This window comes from Rhizobium sp. WSM409 (assembly GCF_057653825.1).
Genome location: NZ_CM172794.1, coordinates 3,119,800 through 3,135,523, shown reverse-complemented (window position 1 = coordinate 3,135,523; position 15,724 = coordinate 3,119,800). Strand labels below are relative to the sequence as shown.

Here is a 15,724-nt window from a genome sequence, read left to right as displayed (position 1 = left end):
GCAGGAGATGTAGCCGATGGCATTGCAGGCAGGCGGGAGTGCGGACTGGTGGCGCGGCGCGGTGATCTATCAAGTCTATCCGCGCTCGTTTCAGGACACCAACAGCGATGGTCTCGGCGATCTCAGGGGAATTACCCGCCGGCTGCCGCATATTGCCAGCCTCGGCGTCGACGCGATCTGGCTCTCGCCCTTCTTCAAGTCGCCGATGGCCGACATGGGCTACGACGTTTCCGATTATTGCGACGTCGATCCGATCTTCGGGACACTCGCCGATTTCGACGAGATGATGGCCGAGGCGCACAAGCTCGGCATCAAGGTTGTTATCGACCAGGTGATCTCGCACACCTCCGACCGGCATCCCTGGTTCGTCGAGAGCCGATCGAGCCGGACCAATCCCAAGGCGGATTGGTATGTCTGGGCCGATCCGAAGCCTGACGGCACGGCGCCGAACAACTGGCTGTCGATCTTCGGCGGGCCGGGCTGGGAATGGGATGGCGTGCGCCGGCAATATTACCAGCATAATTTCCTGACCTCGCAGCCGGATCTCAACTTCCACAGCGAGGCCGTGCAGGATGCGGTGCTGGAGACGGTGAAGTTCTGGCTCGACCGCGGCGTCGACGGCTTCCGCCTGGATACGGTCAACTATTATTTCTGCGACAAGCTGCTCAGGAGCAATCCGCCGCACGAGCCGGATGAGGATGACGCAGGCCTCGATGCGCCCGACAGCAATCCCTACGGCATGCAGAACCACCTCTATGACAAGACGCAGCCGGAAAATGTCGATTTCCTCAAACGCTTCCGGGCGCTGCTCAACCAGTACGAGGATCGCACGACCGTCGGCGAAGTCGGCGATGGGGCGCGTTCGCTGAAGACGGTTGGCGCCTATACGAGTGGCGGCGACAAGCTGCACATGTGCTACACATTTGATCTGCTGGGGCCGGAATTCACCGCCGAGCATATTCGCGGCTGCGTCGAGGCCTTCCAGAAAGCAGTCACGGACGGCTGGGTCTGCTGGGCTTTTTCCAACCACGACGTCATGCGCCATGTCAGCCGTTTTGCGCGGACGGAGGAAGAGCGGCCTGTCATCGCCAAGCTGGCGATCTCGGTGCTTGCGGCACTACGTGGCTCGATCTGCCTCTATCAAGGCGAGGAACTCGGCCTGCCCGAGGCGGAGCTCGCCTTCGAGGATCTGCGCGATCCCTACGGCATCCGCTTCTGGCCGGCCTTCAAGGGCCGCGACGGATGCCGCACGCCGATGCCCTGGGAAGCCGGCAAGGCGCATGCGGGCTTCACGTCGGCCGAGAAGAGCTGGCTGCCGGTACCTTACGAGCAGGCAGCGCTTTCCGTGGATACGCAGGAGACGAGCGACAGCTCGGTGCTGCATCACTACCGCAGGACGCTCGCATTCCGGAGGAGCCACCTGGCGCTGATCGACGGCGAGATGACCTTCATCGGCACCAACCAGGATCTGCTCGCCTTCACCCGCGAAAAGGGCGGAGAAAAACTGCTCTTCATTTTCAACCTGACGCGCAAACCGGCGGAATTCCGCCTGCCTGACGGCATCGTGCTCGGGGAACCGCTTGCGATGCCGGGCTTCGAGGCGGTGGCTGACGCGGGATTGGTGAAGCTTGCGGCGTTGGATGGGTTTTGTGCGCGGGTTTGACGCTCGACTGAAAGGCGACTGTTGAGGTTGTCCGCCGCGGAGCCAGCCGTTTTTCAATCGCGTCACCCGATGAGCGCGAACTTGTCGACATCAACCATGCCGCGGTCGGATATTTTCAGGTGCGGGATGACCGGCAGCGGCAAGAAAGCGAGCTGGAGGAAGGGTTCTTCCAGCGTGGCGCCGAGCGCCAAGGCGGCTTTGCGCAGTTGGTGGAGCGTATCGCGGACCGTCTCATAGGGTTCGAGGCTCATCAAGCCGGCGATGGGCAGGGCGATTTCGCCGGTGACCTTGCCGTCTTCGACGACAACGAAGCCGCCCTTGATCTCGCCGAGGCGGTTTGCGGCGCGCGCCATGTCGTCCTCGTTGACGCCGACGACGCAGATATTGTGGCTGTCATGGCCGACGGTCGAGGCGATCGCACCCTTCTTCAGGCCGAAGCCCTGGACGAAGCCGTTGGCATGGTTGCCGTTCTTGCCGTGGCGCTCGATGACGGCGACCTTGATGATATCATTCGCAAGATCGACTGTCGCCTCGTTGCCCCTGACGGGCAGGCGATAGCGGCGATGCTCGGTGATGATCTTGCCCGGGATGACGCCGATGACAGGCGTCTCGCCTTCGGCGACCGGGACGCCGAAATGGGCGGCGTTGACGGGACGGGCCTTGACGCTGTCGAGGCCGATCGGGGCAACCGGCCTGCGCGAGGAAAAGAGCGCATCGGTGACGCGGCGGCCGGCGGAAAAGACCATGTCGGCGCGGCAGTTTTCCAGGCTGTCGAGCACCACCAGATCGGCGCGCCAGCCGGGCGCGACCAGGCCGCGGTCCCTCAGACCGAAGGCGCGGGCGGCCGAAATCGAGGCGGCGCGGTAGATCGCCAGGGGTTCGACGCCGCTCGCGATCGCTGTGCGGATCATATGATCAAGATGGCCCTGTTCGGCGATATCGAGCGGATTGCGGTCGTCGGTGCAAAGCGCGAGGAAGGGTGAAAGCCGCTCGGTGATAATGGGTATCAGCGCAGCGAGATCCTTGGATACCGAACCTTCGCGCACGAGAATGTGCATGCCCTTGCGGATCTTTTCCAGCGCTTCGGCGGCGGTCGTGCATTCGTGCTCGGTGCGGATGCCGGCCGAGAGGTAACCGTTGAGGTCGTTGCCCGAGAGCAGCGGCGCGTGACCGTCGATATGGCCGCTCTGGAAGGCTTCGAGCTTGGCCATGCAGATGGGGTCTTTGTGGATGACGCCGGGGAAATTCATGAATTCGGCAAGGCCGATGACCTGCGGATGGTCACGGTAGGGCAGGAGGCTTTCGATCGGCAGGTCGGCGCCGGAGGTTTCGAGATGTGTCGCCGGAACGCAGGAAGAGAGCTGGACGCGGATGTCCATGATCGTCTCCAGCGCGGATTCAACAAAGAATTCGATGCCGGCGGTTCCGAGCACATTGGCGATTTCGTGCGGATCGCAGATGGCGGTGGTGACACCATAGGGCAGAACGCAGCGATCGAATTCATGCGGGGTCACCAGCGAAGATTCGATATGCAGATGCGTATCGATGAAGCCTGGAACGACGATCCTGCCCGAGATGTCGATCTCGGTTTCGCCCTCATAATTGCCTGAGGTGCCGACGATGCGATCGGCGCCGATGGCAATGTCCGACTGGACGAGTTCGCCGGTGACGAGATCGAAGAAGCAGCCGCCCTTCAGCACGATATCGGCCGGCACACGGCCAACGCCCTGATCGATGAGACGTTCGAGCTTCGTGGTCATGGATTGCTACCTCTTCGATTGTTTTTCTGCCGCTGATGCCGAACTGATGCTGGAAACATTTGGATTGTATTTCCCGCTGCTTTTGCCTCGGTGGCAGCAGTGCTAGTGAAGCGAGAATACAGATGTCGTTTTCCAACTCAAGGTCATGATATGAAAGCAATTATTTCGGCGGCCTGCGCAGCAGTTTTTCTGTTGAGCGGCTGTGTGAACAACTCTGCGGTACTCACGACCGACAAGCACGGGAAGGTCAGTCAGATCATTCTCAAAAAATCGACCGGAAGTGTCGCTTCCGATGAAAATCTTAAGCGCGTCGTGGTCGCCAGTTTCTACGCGCGGATTTCAAATCCAACACCCAATCGGACGTATGTTCAACCGATGGTACTTATCGAACACCCGACAGTGGAAAGCTATCTGCGTGAGGATAAGAGGACGCGGGATTGACCGGCAGCCCATCTCTCAAAATACAAATCGGGCGCCGTGAGGCGCCCGATCCTGTTTCTCTATATCCGTCAATTACTCGGCGGCGACGATCTTGCCGGCTTCCCACTTGTAGAGCGAGAAGCTCTGCGAGGTGAGGTCGCCGGTCTCGCCGTAGGTGACCTTGCCGATGGCGGTCGGGATTTCTTCGCCGCCCTTCAGCGCGGCCGCGACGGCTTCCGCATCCTCGGCGCTGCCGGCCTTCTCGATGCCGGCCTTCAGCACTTCGACGGCGGCATAAGCGTTCAGCGTGAAGGCCTCGGCCGGGATGTTCTTGGCGGCGAGCGCGCCGGCTGCGGCCTTGGAATCCGGGCTCTTGGTGGCGTCCGAAGCGTTGGTGAAGATCGTGCCTCCTGCCGCATCCGTGCCGATTGCCCAGAATTCGGTGTTGGAGAGTCCGTCGCCGCCGATGATCGTCGCGTTGGCGGCGAGGTCATGCAGCTGGCGGGCGAGCAGCCCGCCTTCCGGATGGTAGCCGCCGAAATAGACCACGTCGACCTTCTCGGACTTGATGCGGGTGGTGAGCGCGCTGAAATCCTTGTCGCCAGGCGTGATCGCGTCATTGACGACTTCGGTGATGCCGCCGGCGTTCAGCGTCGCCTTGAAGGCATCTGCGAGGCCCTTGCCGTAGGCGCCCTTGTCGTTGACGATGGCGACGCGCTTGTCCTTGAAATTCTTCAGCACATATTTGGCGGCGACTTCGGCCTGCTGGTCGTCGCGGCCGCAGGTGCGCAGCACATTGGTGAGACCACGCTTGGTGAGGTCGGGGGCCGTCGCGGTCGGGGTAACCATCAGCACGCCGTTTTCAGCAAGCACGTCCGAAACGGGAATGGCGACGCCCGAGGTTACCGGGCCGACGACGAAGCGGATGCCGTCGCCGACGACCTTGTTGGCGGCGGAAACGCCCTGTTTCGGTTCGCCGGCATCGTCGGCCAGTTCGAGGACGACCTTCTCGCCGAGAATTCCGCCCTTCTTGTTGATTTCGTCGACGGCGGTCTGCGCACCATTCTTCACCTGGTCGCCATAGGCGGCGACCGGGCCGGTCAGCGGCGCGATCAGGCCGATGGTGATATCGGCATAGGCAAGCGGCGCAAAGGCGAGTGACGCGACGAGGGTCGCCGTCAATGTCTTGAGGGTCATAATTTGTCTCCTTGGATGGGGTCATTCGACCCGCGATGAAGCGTCGCGCCGGCTTTTCCGGATCGTTCAACGGCCCCCAGGCCGTGCCAAGGACGATCGATATCGGCGCGATCGATGCGCCCTCCGGCCATATTTGGCTCAAATGGGCGCAACGGCAAGATTTCTAGGAATTTTGGTGAGATTCCGCAAGTTGATAACAAAATGAAACGAAAATCGAGCCGATCCGGCATGAAATCGTCCCGGAATCGTCGATCCTGGCGCTGTTTGCCGATTTCTAGAGGGTGCGGTACCCCCTGGCATCAGCGCGGATCGCTGATAGACCTGCTGAATTTCGGGGAACGTCCTCGTCTTTCTGAATATTCGAATTCCGTTTTGAGATTAACACTTGATTCTACCAATTAGAGTAGAACCATTGTTCGTGCATATATTGCTGCGATGCAAAAGAGCGGTCGATAATAAACAGAGAGATATTTCGGGAACTGAGATCTGGATGCTCAAGCGTATCGAAGCCAGGCGGGTGCGCAACGGAATGTTTGTGGAGGCGATCGAGGGTGCATGGCAGGATCCTTTTCTGTCCAAGCGAAGATTTCTGCTGCGGCGTGAAGCCGATGCCCTGAAACTTCGCAAGAGCGGTATTGAAGGTGTTATCATCAACACCAGCAGAGGCCTGGACATTGACGGCCTGCCAGGCGGCAATATCGAGATCGACACCCAGGCGGCACGCGAGACCATCCAGAAATCCGTGCAGGTACTGGAAAGCGTTTTCGGCCGGCTCCAGCATGGCGATGGGATCAGCGTCGATCAGGTGGCGCCGGTGATTTCCTCAGTCTCCAAGTCGATGGATGACAATCCCACTGTCTTTCTCAGCGTTACGCGTCTGAAATCCAAGGACGAAGTGACGTTTCTGCATTCCCTTTCGGTGAGTGCGCTGATGATCCTTTTCGGCCGTCATCTCGGACTTGACGAGGCTACAGTGCAGACGCTCGGCACAGCAGGATTGCTGCACGACGTCGGCAAGCTCGAAATTCCGCTTGAGATACTCAACAAGGAAGGGCGTCTTGACGAGGACGAGATCAAGATGATCCGCGATCACCCCGAAAAGGGGCATGCAATCCTGTCACGCCAGGAAGGCATGTCGGAGATCGTACTCGACGTATGCCTCAACCATCATGAACGTATCGACGGCAAGGGCTATCCTCGCAGGCTTTCCGAGACGCAGGTCAGCTTCCATGCCCGTCTTGCTGCGATTTGCGACGTCTATGACGCCGTGACCTCCGTGCGGCCGTACAAGGCGCCATGGAGCGCGAGCCAAGCACTGAAGTGGATGCTTGGCAGCGAAGGGCAATTCGATCGCCGGCTGGTGAAGAAATTCGCCCTCTGCCTTTCCGTCGCCGCCGTGAGCTGAGGCCTATCGGTCTTCCCAACAAAAGGGCCTGGATGGATTTACAGCGCCGCGCGTCTTTTCAGACGCGAAAAGGACGCTGTAACACTTTGAATTGCCGCATAATTTTCTCCTTAAATCGGTTCCGATTTGAGGAATTATGCAGGCGGTCCGCCGCAGGCCATGATGCCTGAAGACTTCAGAGCTTTCTCAAATGTTGTTCTGCAGGATGGCCCGCAGCTTGCCGAAGAGCTCGTCGATGTGGTGCTTCTCGATGATCAGCGGCGGGGAGAGTGCGATGATATCGCCGGTGGTGCGGATCAGCAGGCCGCTTTCATAGGCTTTCAGGAAAGCGGTGAAGGCGCGCTTGGTGGGCTCGCCGGCGATCGGGTCGAGTTCGATCGCGCCGATCAGGCCGGTGTTCCTGATGTCGATGACATTGGGGCAGTCCTTCAGCGAATGCAGCGCGTCGGCCCAGTAGTCGGAAAGCTCGGCGGCGCGTGTCAGCAGGCCCTCCTCCTTGTAGGTGTCGAGCGTGGCGAGGGCCGCGGCGGAGGCGATCGGGTTGCCGGAATAGGTGTAGCCGTGGAAGAACTCGATCATATGCTCCGGGCCGTTCATGAAGGCATCATGAATCTCGGAGGTGACGAAGACGGCGCCCATCGGGATGACGCCATTGGTCAGTCCTTTGGCGGCAGTGATCATGTCAGGCTTGACGTCGTAATATTGCGCGGCAAAGGGGGCGCCGAGGCGGCCGAAGCCGGTAATGACCTCGTCGAAGATCAGAAGGATGCCGTGTTTGGTGCAGATCTCGCGCAGCTTCTGCAGGTAGCCCTTCGGCGGGATCAAGACGCCGGTGGAGCCCGCCACCGGCTCGACGATGACGGCGGCGACGGTGGAAGCGTCATGCAGGGTGACGATACGCTCGAGTTCGGTGGCGATGTCGCCGCCATGCTCGGGCTCGCCGCGGGTGAAGTTGTTCTTGCCGGGCTGGTGGGTGTGCGGCATGTGATCAACGCCGGTCAGAAGCGTGCCGAACATCTTGCGGTTGGTGACGATGCCGCCTACGGAGATGCCGCCGAAATTAACGCCGTGATAGCCGCGCTCGCGGCCGATCAGGCGGAAGCGTGATCCATTGCCCTTCACGCGATGATAGGCGAGCGCAACCTTGAGCGCGGTCTCGACGGATTCGGAACCGGAGTTGGTATAAAGAACGTGGTTCAGGCCTTCCGGGGCGATGTCGACCAGGCGGTTTGCTAGTTCGAAGGCCTTGGGATGGCCGAGCTGGAAGGCCGGCGCGTAATCGAGCTCGCCGGCCTGCTCGCGGATCGCCTCGGTGATCTTCGGGCGGCAGTGGCCGGCATTGACGCACCAAAGGCCGGCCGTGCCGTCCAGCACCTGACGGCCGTCATGGGTCGTGTAGTACATGTCCTTGGCGCCGACGAACAAACGCGGCTCCTTCTTGAACTGGCGATTTGCCGTAAACGGCATCCAGAAGGCGCGAAGATCGTTTGGTGCGTTGAGGCGATTGGACATGCTGTTCTCCTGGCCGCTGACGGCCCTTTCCCGGGGGCCTTACGCCCATATTTTTACTGCCCGGTCAAATTATCAGGGCTTCCCAAGGCGTCAACGGGAAAAGTCCCGAAAGCTCCCCTGACAGGAGGCTCAAGCTGCTTCGATCGATCACGGGGCGAGCGCTTCAGCGCGGTCGGGCTGCAGTTCCTTGCCTGCGGCGAAAGGAGCAGAAAGGCCAGGCCTTCAAAGGCACGACCGGCAAATCGCAAATTTGCCGGTCGTGCCATAAGGTTCAGGTGCTGAAATATCGCTGCCAAGCCTCCGGGAACATCCCCTTGCAGCGCGGCATCGGCCGACATTCATGTCAGCGCTATCATCAGGCGGCGGATCTATTCCGGTTCTGCACGAGGTAAATGTCTTCGAGCGTTGCCAGGATCTTCATGACTGGCTCGGAGGTGCTCGAATAATAAATGGTCTGTGCGTCTCTGCGGGTCTTGACCAGCTTTTGAGCGCGCAGTTTCGACAGGTGCTGAGAGAGAGCCGACTGGCTGAGCCCGACCTGCGTCGCAAGCACGCCGACGGCCACTTCGCCCTTCACGAGGCTACACAGGATCAGCAATCTCTTCGGGTTTGCCATGGCCGACAATAAAGCTGCCGCCACGCTCGTGTGGTCGGCCAAATCAGAGGTTTCCATATGTTATCTTCCTAATGCAAAACGTACATCAAGCGTGTTGGCGCAGGCCGCCAGCCGGGATTTTGACTGACACCAAAAACTAGCAACTGGGCTCGAAGATTGTATATACCTAAATTTAAGGTATCGAGTATGCTATTTTAGACATGTTTGAACAAATGTGATCGGTATCCACAGCGAGGGTTTCGAACTCGTATCGCAGCAGCAAATCGCCGGAAATCATGTCGAAACCTGAGGAATCGATACCACAAATGCGCCAAGAGCCGGATTCCGGCGCCTTTAGCCTGATAGCGAGGCTTTCCTCGACGTCGGGGTGGCGTTCTACTAAATCTCGCACTGCTTCTGCCGCCCCGACGGCAATCGCCTCATTCGCGGCCGACTGGATTACGAGATCGTTCCCATCCAGCTGGTAGGCGCGGCCGAAGCCGCCATTGAGGCTGGCCTGCTCAGGCTTGAGACGGAAGAATAGGAAATCAGGAAAGTCGATATAAAGCTTCGCCTTAGTGTGGCGAGCGAGAAAACGCATGTGGATCCGCGCGTAGCATGGATTGCTGCGCTCGACGGATTCTGCTCTGCACTGGGTCGTCAGACGAGGATAGGCGAGGGGATCGCCCTTGCCGGGCTCGCCAGTCAGGAGCGAGGCGCGCGGGTCGCTGGCGAGCGCCCTGGTATGGGCCGACAGCTGCGAAACCAGGATAACGGGGGTGCCGTCGATATCGGTGGCGACGAGCACGCGGCTGGCGAAGGGAAAGCCGGTCTCTGGGTCGAGAACGGCAATCGCCGCGTATCGTGCGGAGCGCAGAAGCACGCGGGCAAGCTTGCGGGCATCGTCGTCGGTTTCGCGTAAGGGCGAGGGCTGATCTTTCATATCCGCCTTGTGACAAAGCGGATGGAAAACATCAAGCTTCCTCCTTGCGGCGATGGCGGGTGAGGCCGGCAACGATATCCTGAGCCGAGATGGTGCCGACGATCGCGCCGTTTTCGACGATGCCGATACTGCCCGGTTGGCGGGCAAGGGCATCGAGGATATCGATGAGCGGGGTCGCGGCGCGGGCCGTGGCGCTGACGCTCATGCCGGCGGCAGTCTGACCGAGGCCTGGCTGCATGACGTCGGCCGCCGTCAGCATGTTGATCGGATTGAGGTTCTGCACGAAGTCGGCGACATACTGGTCTGCGGGGTTCTTGACGATGTCGTGCGGCGTCCCACACTGGATGATGCGGCCGCTCTCCATGATGGCGATGCGATTGCCGATGCGGAAGGCCTCGTCGAGATCGTGGCTGACGAAGAGGATGGTCTTCTTTAGCCGCCGCTGGAACTCCAGGAGCTCGTCCTGCAAACGGGTGCGGATCAATGGGTCGAGCGCCGAGAACGGCTCGTCCATGAGCAGGATCGGGGCGCCGGTGGCAAAGGCGCGTGCAAGGCCGACACGCTGCTGCATGCCGCCCGAAAGCTCGTTGACCTTGCGGCCTGCCCATTTTGTCAGGTTGACCAGTTCAAGCTGCTCGCCGACGCGGAGCTTGCGTTCGGCTTCCGGCATGCCGGCGAGTTCGAGGCCGAAGCCGACATTGTCGGCGACGGTGCGCCAAGGCAAAAGGGCGAACTGCTGGAACACCATGGAGACGGTGTGCGTGCGCAGATCGCGCAGAGCCTTGGCATTGCATCTGTAAGGGTTGACGGGGCCGGTGGTCGTGGAGACGGCGACATCGCCACGCACCACGGGAGCGAGCCCGTTGACGGCGCGCAGCAGCGTCGACTTGCCGGAGCCGGAAAGGCCCATCAGCACCAGAATCTCGCCTTCCTCGATCGTCAACGAAGCATCGGCGACGCCGAGCACCAAGCCGGTCGCGGCGCCGATTTCGTCGCGCGATTTGCCCTGATCGACCATGGCAAGCGCGGTTTCCGGCCGATCGCCGAAGATGATGCTGACATTGTTAAAGCTTACCGCGGTCATGCAGCGCCTCCTTCACCCGCCGTGCGGAACATCCGGTCGAGAATGATTGCCAGGATGACGATGCAGAAGCCCGCCTCGAAGCCCTTGGCGATATTGACGGTGTTCAGCGCACGGACGACGGGCACACCAAGCCCGGGAGCGCCGACAAGGGCGGCGATGACGACCATCGACAGCGATAGCATGATGGTCTGGGTGAGACCCGCCATGATCTGCGGCGTGGCGAAGGGAAGCTCGATTTTGCGCAAGACCTGTATCGGCGTCGCTCCAAAAGCGACGGCGGCTTCGACGAGGGACGGCGGCGTCGAGATGATACCGAGGCGCGTCAGCCGGATCGGGGCGGGGATCGCGAAGATGACGGTGGCGATCAGGCCCGGCACCATGCCGAGGCCGAACAGGATGAGCGCCGGGATCAGATAGACGAATGTTGGTATGGTCTGCATGAGATCGAGTATCGGGCGCATGGCAGCATAGACCCAAGGGCGGCGGGCGGCGGCAATGCCGAGCGGAATGCCGATCACCATACAGACGAAGGTGGCGGCGAGCACGAGGGCGAGAGTCTCCGTCGTTTCCTTCCAATAGTCCTGGTTGACGATCAGCAGCAGCCCGAGACAGGTGAAGACGGCGACTGCGATCGACCGGCGCAGCCAAAAGGCGATGGCGGTAATGGCCGCGATGACGATCAGCGGATGGGGCTTCTGCAGCACGAAGAGCAGGCCATCTATAGCGCTCGACAGCAGGAAGGCGATCTGGTTGAAGAACCACTCGCCGTTCGAGGTCAGCCAGTCCACGAAGGATTTGGCCCAGGGGCCAACGGGAATCTTAAATTCGGTGATCCAATTCAAGGGTGCGCCCATCCAGAAAAACAACAATCGGACAAAAATGAAGCGGGGCGGCGAGCCGCCCCGTTCGTATTATCAGAGGCCGAGGCCGGTCTTGGCGGCCGCGAGAGCCTCGCCGCTGCCGTCGCGGGTTTTGACGCCCGCGAGCCAGGGTTCGAGCGCTGCGGGGTTCGCCTTCAGCCATTCGGAAGCTGCAGCCTCCGGCTCCTTGCCGTCGTTGAGGATCTTGCCCATGATCTGGTTCTCCATGTCGAGGGAGAATTTCAGGTTCTTCAACATCATGCCGACATTCGGGCATTCGTCGAGATAACCGGCACGCACGTTGGTGAAGACCTTGGCGCCGCCGAAGTCGGGGCCGAACACTTTGTCCCCGCCTGTGAGGTAGGTCAGCTTGAAGTTGGTGTTCATCGGGTGGGGCTCCCAGCCGAGGAAAACAACGGGCTTGCCTGACTTGTCGGCACGCGCGACCTGGGCGAGCATGCCCTGTTCGGAGGATTCGACGACTTCCATATCCTTCAAGTCGAACTCGTTCTTCTCGATCATGTCCATGACGAGGCGGTTGCCGTCATTGCCGGGCTCGATGCCGTAGATCTTGCCGTCGAGATCGTCCTTGTGGGCGGCGATATCCTTGAAGTCCTTGATGCCGAGTTCCGCACCCTTGGCGTTGGTGGCGAGCGTGTACTTGGCGCCGACCAGGTTCGGGCCGAAGGATTCGACCGACTTGTCGTCGAGATAGGGACGAACGTCCTTCTCCTGCGTCTCCATCCAGTTGCCGAGGAAGACGTCGATGTCCTTGTTCTTCAGCGAGGTGTAGGTGACCGGCACGGAGAGAACCTTGACGTCGGTCTGATAGCCGATGCTCTTCAGGACGATGGATGCGGTGGCGGTGGTGGCGGTGATATCCGTCCAGCCGACGTCCGAGAAATGAACGGTGGAGCAGCTGTCGGGATCGGCGGCGAAGGCGGCGGTCGCAACGGAGAGGGCGGCGACGGCAGTTGCGGTAACGAGTTTGAACGTGCTTGTTGTTTTCATTTTAGACTCCCAGTCTTTAAGTTCCCAAGCCAACCATCAATAACCGAGTTTGACAAGCGACCTCAGTGCGTTTGCGCCGTATCGACCCATGCGATTGCGACGTCCGCGGATTTTTTCGCAATGCCTTGTTTCCGGGGCTTTCGGCGGTTTTCGAGCCGGATTCCTGTGATTATCGCTCCCTCAGGGCTTTTCTTTGCCATTCCAAGCTTTCAATAAGCCGATCAAGGAGAAATCGGATGGCAAAACTCTATTTCAACTACTCGACGATGAACGCCGGCAAGTCGACGATGCTGCTGCAGGCCTCCTATAATTACCAGGAGCGCGGCATGCGCACGGTGCAGCTGATCGCCGCCTTCGACGAGCGCGCCGGCCGAGGCGTCATCGGCTCGCGGATCGGCTTGGAGGCGAGCGCCATTCCCTTCGAGCCGCATGAAGATCTGTTTCGGTTGGTCGCGACGCTGAGCGGAGACGGAGCGCCGATTTCCTGCATCTTCGTCGACGAGGCGCATTTCATGACGCCTGTCCATGTCTGGCAGCTTGCCCGCGTCGTCGACAGGCTCGGTATCCCTGTGATGGTCTACGGGCTGAGAACCGATTTCCAGGGCAAGCTGTTTCCGGCCTCGCAGGAACTGCTGGCGATCGCCGACGAAATGCGCGAGGTGCGCACGATCTGCCATTGCGGGCGCAAGGCGACGATGGTTGTGCGGCTCGACGCGAAAGGAAAAGTATTGCACGAAGGCGCGCAGATCGATGTCGGCGGCAATGAGAAATATGTCTCGCTCTGCCGCAGGCACTGGGACGACGCGATGAACGGTGCCTGGATCGCCGAGCCGGTCTAAAGCCGGCGATGCTGCCTGTTTTCTTTGGCGCCGCAAGCGACTAGCTTGGGGGCAGGAGATTCCCTGGAGAGATCAGGTGCGCAAACCCCCGTCATTCGACAGCCAGTATGAAGCCGCAGGCAGCCTCGCCGAGAGGATTGCGGCCGAGGGGGCCTATTGCGTGGCTGCGATCAGCGCCTTCAGCGGCGACGAAACACGATCAGCCGACGAGGTCTTCCTCGAGCAGAATGCCCGCTTCCAGGCCCATATCGCCGATGCTGCGGCGCTCGACGCCCAACTGGCCGAGCTGGTCTTTTGCCTCGACCGGCTGACGGCCGAGGTTTCTGCCGATCTCGACAGTTTCCGGGGGCTGACGCTACGTGAGAAGATGGCCGGCTGGGTGTCGCGCCAGCGGATGTGGCGCATGTACACCGAACGCGTGCGCGAGGCGCCCGTCATCGAGCGGCTGCTCGATCTTTTGACGAAATCGGACGCGCTCGCCAGGCTGATCGCCAGTCAGCGCGCCGCGCTTACCGAACGGCACAAGGCAGCCGAACTCAGCCTTGTCGATATCGTCGAGCAGCGGCGCCGGCTGGTCGTTTCCATCGATATCGCCCGCCTCAAGATGAAGGAGCTCAATGCCAAGGCGCTGACGACGCAGGGCCGTATCGGCGTCTATGGCAACAGGGCGCATTGGGAGCAGATGGAGGCGGAACGGCGGGCGCTGAAGGCGGAGGCCGAGCGGATTTCCGCCGGGGAGCACGAGATGCGCGACGACAGCCAGCGGCGTGAGCGCTTCATCGGCCTGTTCCAGACCTATGTCGATTCGCTGAACGGCCGGATCGCCGCCTGCAACGCGCTGTTGCGCAAGCTGTTGATCGACGTGGAGGAGCGGCTGATCATCTACCAGGCGCAGGTCGATACCGACCGGCCGGGCATGAAGGTGAGGATCAAGCCGGAATTGTTCCCCGATATCGCTGCGCCGATCAGGCTGTTCGAGAAGGGCATGCTGGTCGCCCAGGATCTGGAGCGGCGCAAGAGCCGTGCCGATCTCGAATTCGCTAGAAGGTTCCCGACCTATGCCGATCCGCCGCCGGAAACCTCGGGAGCGCCTCTGATCGATACGGCGCGCAGGTCCTTCCGTTTCAGCCGGCCTTTCCTGCGCTCCTGACCAGCAGGGCGCGGGCAATACCCCTCTCCCAATGCTTTCATTCTGGAAAATCGAAGGGTTCGTGTTGTGCTCGGCCCATCGAGCGCATATGTGGGATGCAGCGGGACGGCAATGTCCCGATGTTCGCCTCGCCTGACAGGAGACGACGATGCTTGACCGGATAGCCGGTTTTTTCAGGCTGATCGGCCAGACGATCGGCCGTTGGGCCCGCCTGTTTTCCGCCTGGGCCTTCTGGCCCTTTCTTGCCGCACACGGCTGGTATCAGCGCCGGAGCTGGATGATCCGGCTGCCGGTCATCGCGTTCGTGGCGCTGCTGGTCGTGCTCTATGGTTATTTCTTCTGGCAGACGCAGGTCTGGTCGAATTTCAACACCGCCTTTGTCGATCAGTACCGGCTTTCCGAACGCAAGGTTGCCGCCGGACAGGAAGTGCCGGTCGCCGAGGGCGCCAATGCGACGGCGCCGAAGACCTGCCAACGCTCGGCGATCGTTGACGTCGCGGCCGATCTGACCGATTTCAATGTCAACCAGAACGCATGGATCTCCTCCATGCTGCTCTACAAGATGGGCTTCTTCGGCATCGACTGGGATCACACGCCCTTTCTCGACAACAAGGCGTCGTTCCAGCGCGGCGTCAACCAGGCGGTCCGACGGACTTCGGCGGAGCTTGTCGATACGCTTGGGCGCGTGCGCGGCACGTCGGGCATCAACAATGACCTGCAGAGCGCGCGCGGCAATCTGCAGTTCGACGAAAACAGCTGGTATTTCGGGCTCAATCCCTTCGGGCCGAAGACGCCAACGCCTTCCTATTACCGCTCCGCGGTCGGCAGCCTGCGCAAGTTCAACACCGATCTCGCCCTCTGCAATGTCGTTTTCGACGGCCGCGCCGATAACCTCATGCAGTTCATCGACCGCATTGCCAACGATCTCGGCGGCACCTCCGACATGCTCGCCGAGCGCTCGGAAAACCACAATCGCGGTTGGTTCGACACCCGCGCCGACGACCGGTTCTGGTTCGCCTATGGCCAGCTCTATGCTTACTACGCCATCCTTACCGCCGCGCAGGCCGACTTCTCACAGGTGGTGCAAGAACGCAATCTCGGCGCGATCTGGGGCAGCACGACGCGGCAGTTCCAGGCCGCCCTGCGCATCCAGCCGGCGATCATCTCGAACGGTCGCGAGGATGGCTGGATCATGCCGAGCCATCTCGCCACCATGGGCTTCTATATTCTGAGGGTGCGCTCGAACCTCGTCGAGATCCGCTCGGTGCTCGACCGCTAAAACGTC

15 protein-coding genes are annotated in these 15,724 nt (G+C 60.8%); 6 read left to right on the top strand and 9 right to left on the bottom strand.

Going from position 1 to position 15,724, the window contains the following annotated elements:
- The first annotated feature begins 16 nt into the window (after window positions 1-16).
- Entirely contained in the window at window positions 17-1,663 is a 1,647-nt protein-coding gene (bglA, locus tag AC25BC_RS15695; RefSeq protein WP_012758513.1) for a beta-galactosidase BglA, read from the top strand.
- Window positions 1,664-1,725: 62 nt separating this feature from the next.
- On the opposite strand, the gene ade is transcribed toward bglA, so the two are convergent.
- Window positions 1,726-3,423 (bottom strand): adenine deaminase, encoded by a 1,698-nt coding sequence (ade, locus tag AC25BC_RS15690; protein ID WP_012758512.1) that lies wholly within the window; start codon window positions 3,421-3,423, stop codon window positions 1,726-1,728.
- A 150-nt stretch (window positions 3,424-3,573) separates the two neighbouring features.
- On the opposite strand from ade, the gene AC25BC_RS15685 reads away from it, so the two are divergent.
- On the top strand, window positions 3,574-3,864 hold the full coding sequence (locus AC25BC_RS15685) for a hypothetical protein (protein ID WP_012758511.1): 291 nt from the start codon (window positions 3,574-3,576) through the stop codon (window positions 3,862-3,864).
- 72 nt (window positions 3,865-3,936) lie between these two features.
- Here the strand turns inward: AC25BC_RS15685 and AC25BC_RS15680 are convergent, their stop codons facing one another.
- Window positions 3,937-5,040, bottom strand: a complete 1,104-nt coding sequence (locus AC25BC_RS15680) for a branched-chain amino acid ABC transporter substrate-binding protein (protein ID WP_012758510.1) — start codon at window positions 5,038-5,040, stop codon at window positions 3,937-3,939.
- Window positions 5,037-5,270, bottom strand: coding sequence for a hypothetical protein (locus AC25BC_RS15675; protein ID WP_157628338.1), 234 nt, complete (start codon window positions 5,268-5,270; stop codon window positions 5,037-5,039). The genes AC25BC_RS15680 and AC25BC_RS15675 overlap by 4 nt, the downstream gene beginning before the upstream one ends.
- A gap of 260 nt (window positions 5,271-5,530) precedes the next feature.
- Between AC25BC_RS15675 and AC25BC_RS15670 the strand changes: the two genes are divergently transcribed.
- Window positions 5,531-6,445 carry an HD-GYP domain-containing protein gene (locus AC25BC_RS15670; RefSeq protein WP_012758509.1) on the top strand — a complete coding sequence of 305 codons (915 nt, stop codon included), beginning with the start codon at window positions 5,531-5,533 and terminating at the stop codon, window positions 6,443-6,445.
- A gap of 186 nt (window positions 6,446-6,631) precedes the next feature.
- On the opposite strand, the gene aptA is transcribed toward AC25BC_RS15670, so the two are convergent.
- The 6 genes from aptA to AC25BC_RS15640 form a co-directional block, all read right to left on the bottom strand.
- Window positions 6,632-7,957, bottom strand: a complete 1,326-nt coding sequence (gene aptA, locus AC25BC_RS15665) for an omega-aminotransferase AptA (protein ID WP_012758508.1) — start codon at window positions 7,955-7,957, stop codon at window positions 6,632-6,634.
- Between the two features lie 355 nt (window positions 7,958-8,312).
- Window positions 8,313-8,630: an ArsR/SmtB family transcription factor gene (locus AC25BC_RS15660; protein WP_012758507.1), complete on the bottom strand. Its 318-nt coding sequence runs from the start codon at window positions 8,628-8,630 to the stop codon at window positions 8,313-8,315.
- A 115-nt stretch (window positions 8,631-8,745) separates the two neighbouring features.
- Window positions 8,746-9,495 carry a HugZ family pyridoxamine 5'-phosphate oxidase gene (locus tag AC25BC_RS15655; protein WP_012758506.1) on the bottom strand — a complete coding sequence of 250 codons (750 nt, stop codon included), beginning with the start codon at window positions 9,493-9,495 and terminating at the stop codon, window positions 8,746-8,748.
- A 31-nt stretch (window positions 9,496-9,526) separates the two neighbouring features.
- Window positions 9,527-10,579 (bottom strand): choline ABC transporter ATP-binding protein, encoded by a 1,053-nt coding sequence (gene choV, locus AC25BC_RS15650; protein ID WP_012758505.1) that lies wholly within the window; start codon window positions 10,577-10,579, stop codon window positions 9,527-9,529.
- Window positions 10,576-11,421, bottom strand: a complete 846-nt coding sequence (gene choW, locus AC25BC_RS15645) for a choline ABC transporter permease subunit (RefSeq protein ID WP_017994845.1) — start codon at window positions 11,419-11,421, stop codon at window positions 10,576-10,578. Before choW ends, choV begins: the two co-directional genes overlap by 4 nt.
- A 72-nt stretch (window positions 11,422-11,493) precedes the next feature.
- Window positions 11,494-12,450, bottom strand: a complete 957-nt coding sequence (locus AC25BC_RS15640; RefSeq protein WP_012758503.1) for a choline ABC transporter substrate-binding protein — start codon at window positions 12,448-12,450, stop codon at window positions 11,494-11,496.
- 236 nt (window positions 12,451-12,686) lie between these two features.
- Here AC25BC_RS15640 and AC25BC_RS15635 point away from each other — a divergent pair, with 236 nt between their 5' ends.
- From AC25BC_RS15635 to AC25BC_RS15625, 3 genes are all read left to right on the top strand, one after another.
- A complete protein-coding gene (locus AC25BC_RS15635) occupies window positions 12,687-13,289 on the top strand; it encodes a thymidine kinase (protein ID WP_012758502.1) in 603 nt (200 codons plus the stop codon).
- A 76-nt stretch (window positions 13,290-13,365) separates the two neighbouring features.
- Window positions 13,366-14,439, top strand: coding sequence for a hypothetical protein (locus AC25BC_RS15630; RefSeq protein ID WP_012758501.1), 1,074 nt, complete (start codon window positions 13,366-13,368; stop codon window positions 14,437-14,439).
- Window positions 14,440-14,587: 148 nt separating this feature from the next.
- Window positions 14,588-15,718 carry a DUF2333 family protein gene (locus AC25BC_RS15625; RefSeq protein WP_012758500.1) on the top strand — a complete coding sequence of 377 codons (1,131 nt, stop codon included), beginning with the start codon at window positions 14,588-14,590 and terminating at the stop codon, window positions 15,716-15,718.
- The last annotated feature ends 6 nt before the right edge of the window (window positions 15,719-15,724 follow it).

Coding starts and splice junctions, on each gene's coding strand:
- aptA (WP_012758508.1), bottom strand. CDS start 7,957: ATGTCCAATCGCCTCAACGCACCAAACGATCTTCGCGCCTTCTGGATG.
- AC25BC_RS15675 (WP_157628338.1), bottom strand. CDS start 5,270: ATGCCGGATCGGCTCGATTTTCGTTTCATTTTGTTATCAACTTGCGGA.
- AC25BC_RS15660 (WP_012758507.1), bottom strand. CDS start 8,630: ATGGAAACCTCTGATTTGGCCGACCACACGAGCGTGGCGGCAGCTTTA.
- choV (WP_012758505.1), bottom strand. CDS start 10,579: ATGACCGCGGTAAGCTTTAACAATGTCAGCATCATCTTCGGCGATCGG.
- AC25BC_RS15680 (WP_012758510.1), bottom strand. CDS start 5,040: ATGACCCTCAAGACATTGACGGCGACCCTCGTCGCGTCACTCGCCTTT.
- AC25BC_RS15670 (WP_012758509.1), top strand. CDS start 5,531: ATGCTCAAGCGTATCGAAGCCAGGCGGGTGCGCAACGGAATGTTTGTG.
- AC25BC_RS15625 (WP_012758500.1), top strand. CDS start 14,588: ATGCTTGACCGGATAGCCGGTTTTTTCAGGCTGATCGGCCAGACGATC.
- AC25BC_RS15685 (WP_012758511.1), top strand. CDS start 3,574: ATGAAAGCAATTATTTCGGCGGCCTGCGCAGCAGTTTTTCTGTTGAGC.
- AC25BC_RS15635 (WP_012758502.1), top strand. CDS start 12,687: ATGGCAAAACTCTATTTCAACTACTCGACGATGAACGCCGGCAAGTCG.
- ade (WP_012758512.1), bottom strand. CDS start 3,423: ATGACCACGAAGCTCGAACGTCTCATCGATCAGGGCGTTGGCCGTGTG.
- AC25BC_RS15655 (WP_012758506.1), bottom strand. CDS start 9,495: ATGAAAGATCAGCCCTCGCCCTTACGCGAAACCGACGACGATGCCCGC.
- bglA (WP_012758513.1), top strand. CDS start 17: ATGGCATTGCAGGCAGGCGGGAGTGCGGACTGGTGGCGCGGCGCGGTG.
- AC25BC_RS15640 (WP_012758503.1), bottom strand. CDS start 12,450: ATGAAAACAACAAGCACGTTCAAACTCGTTACCGCAACTGCCGTCGCC.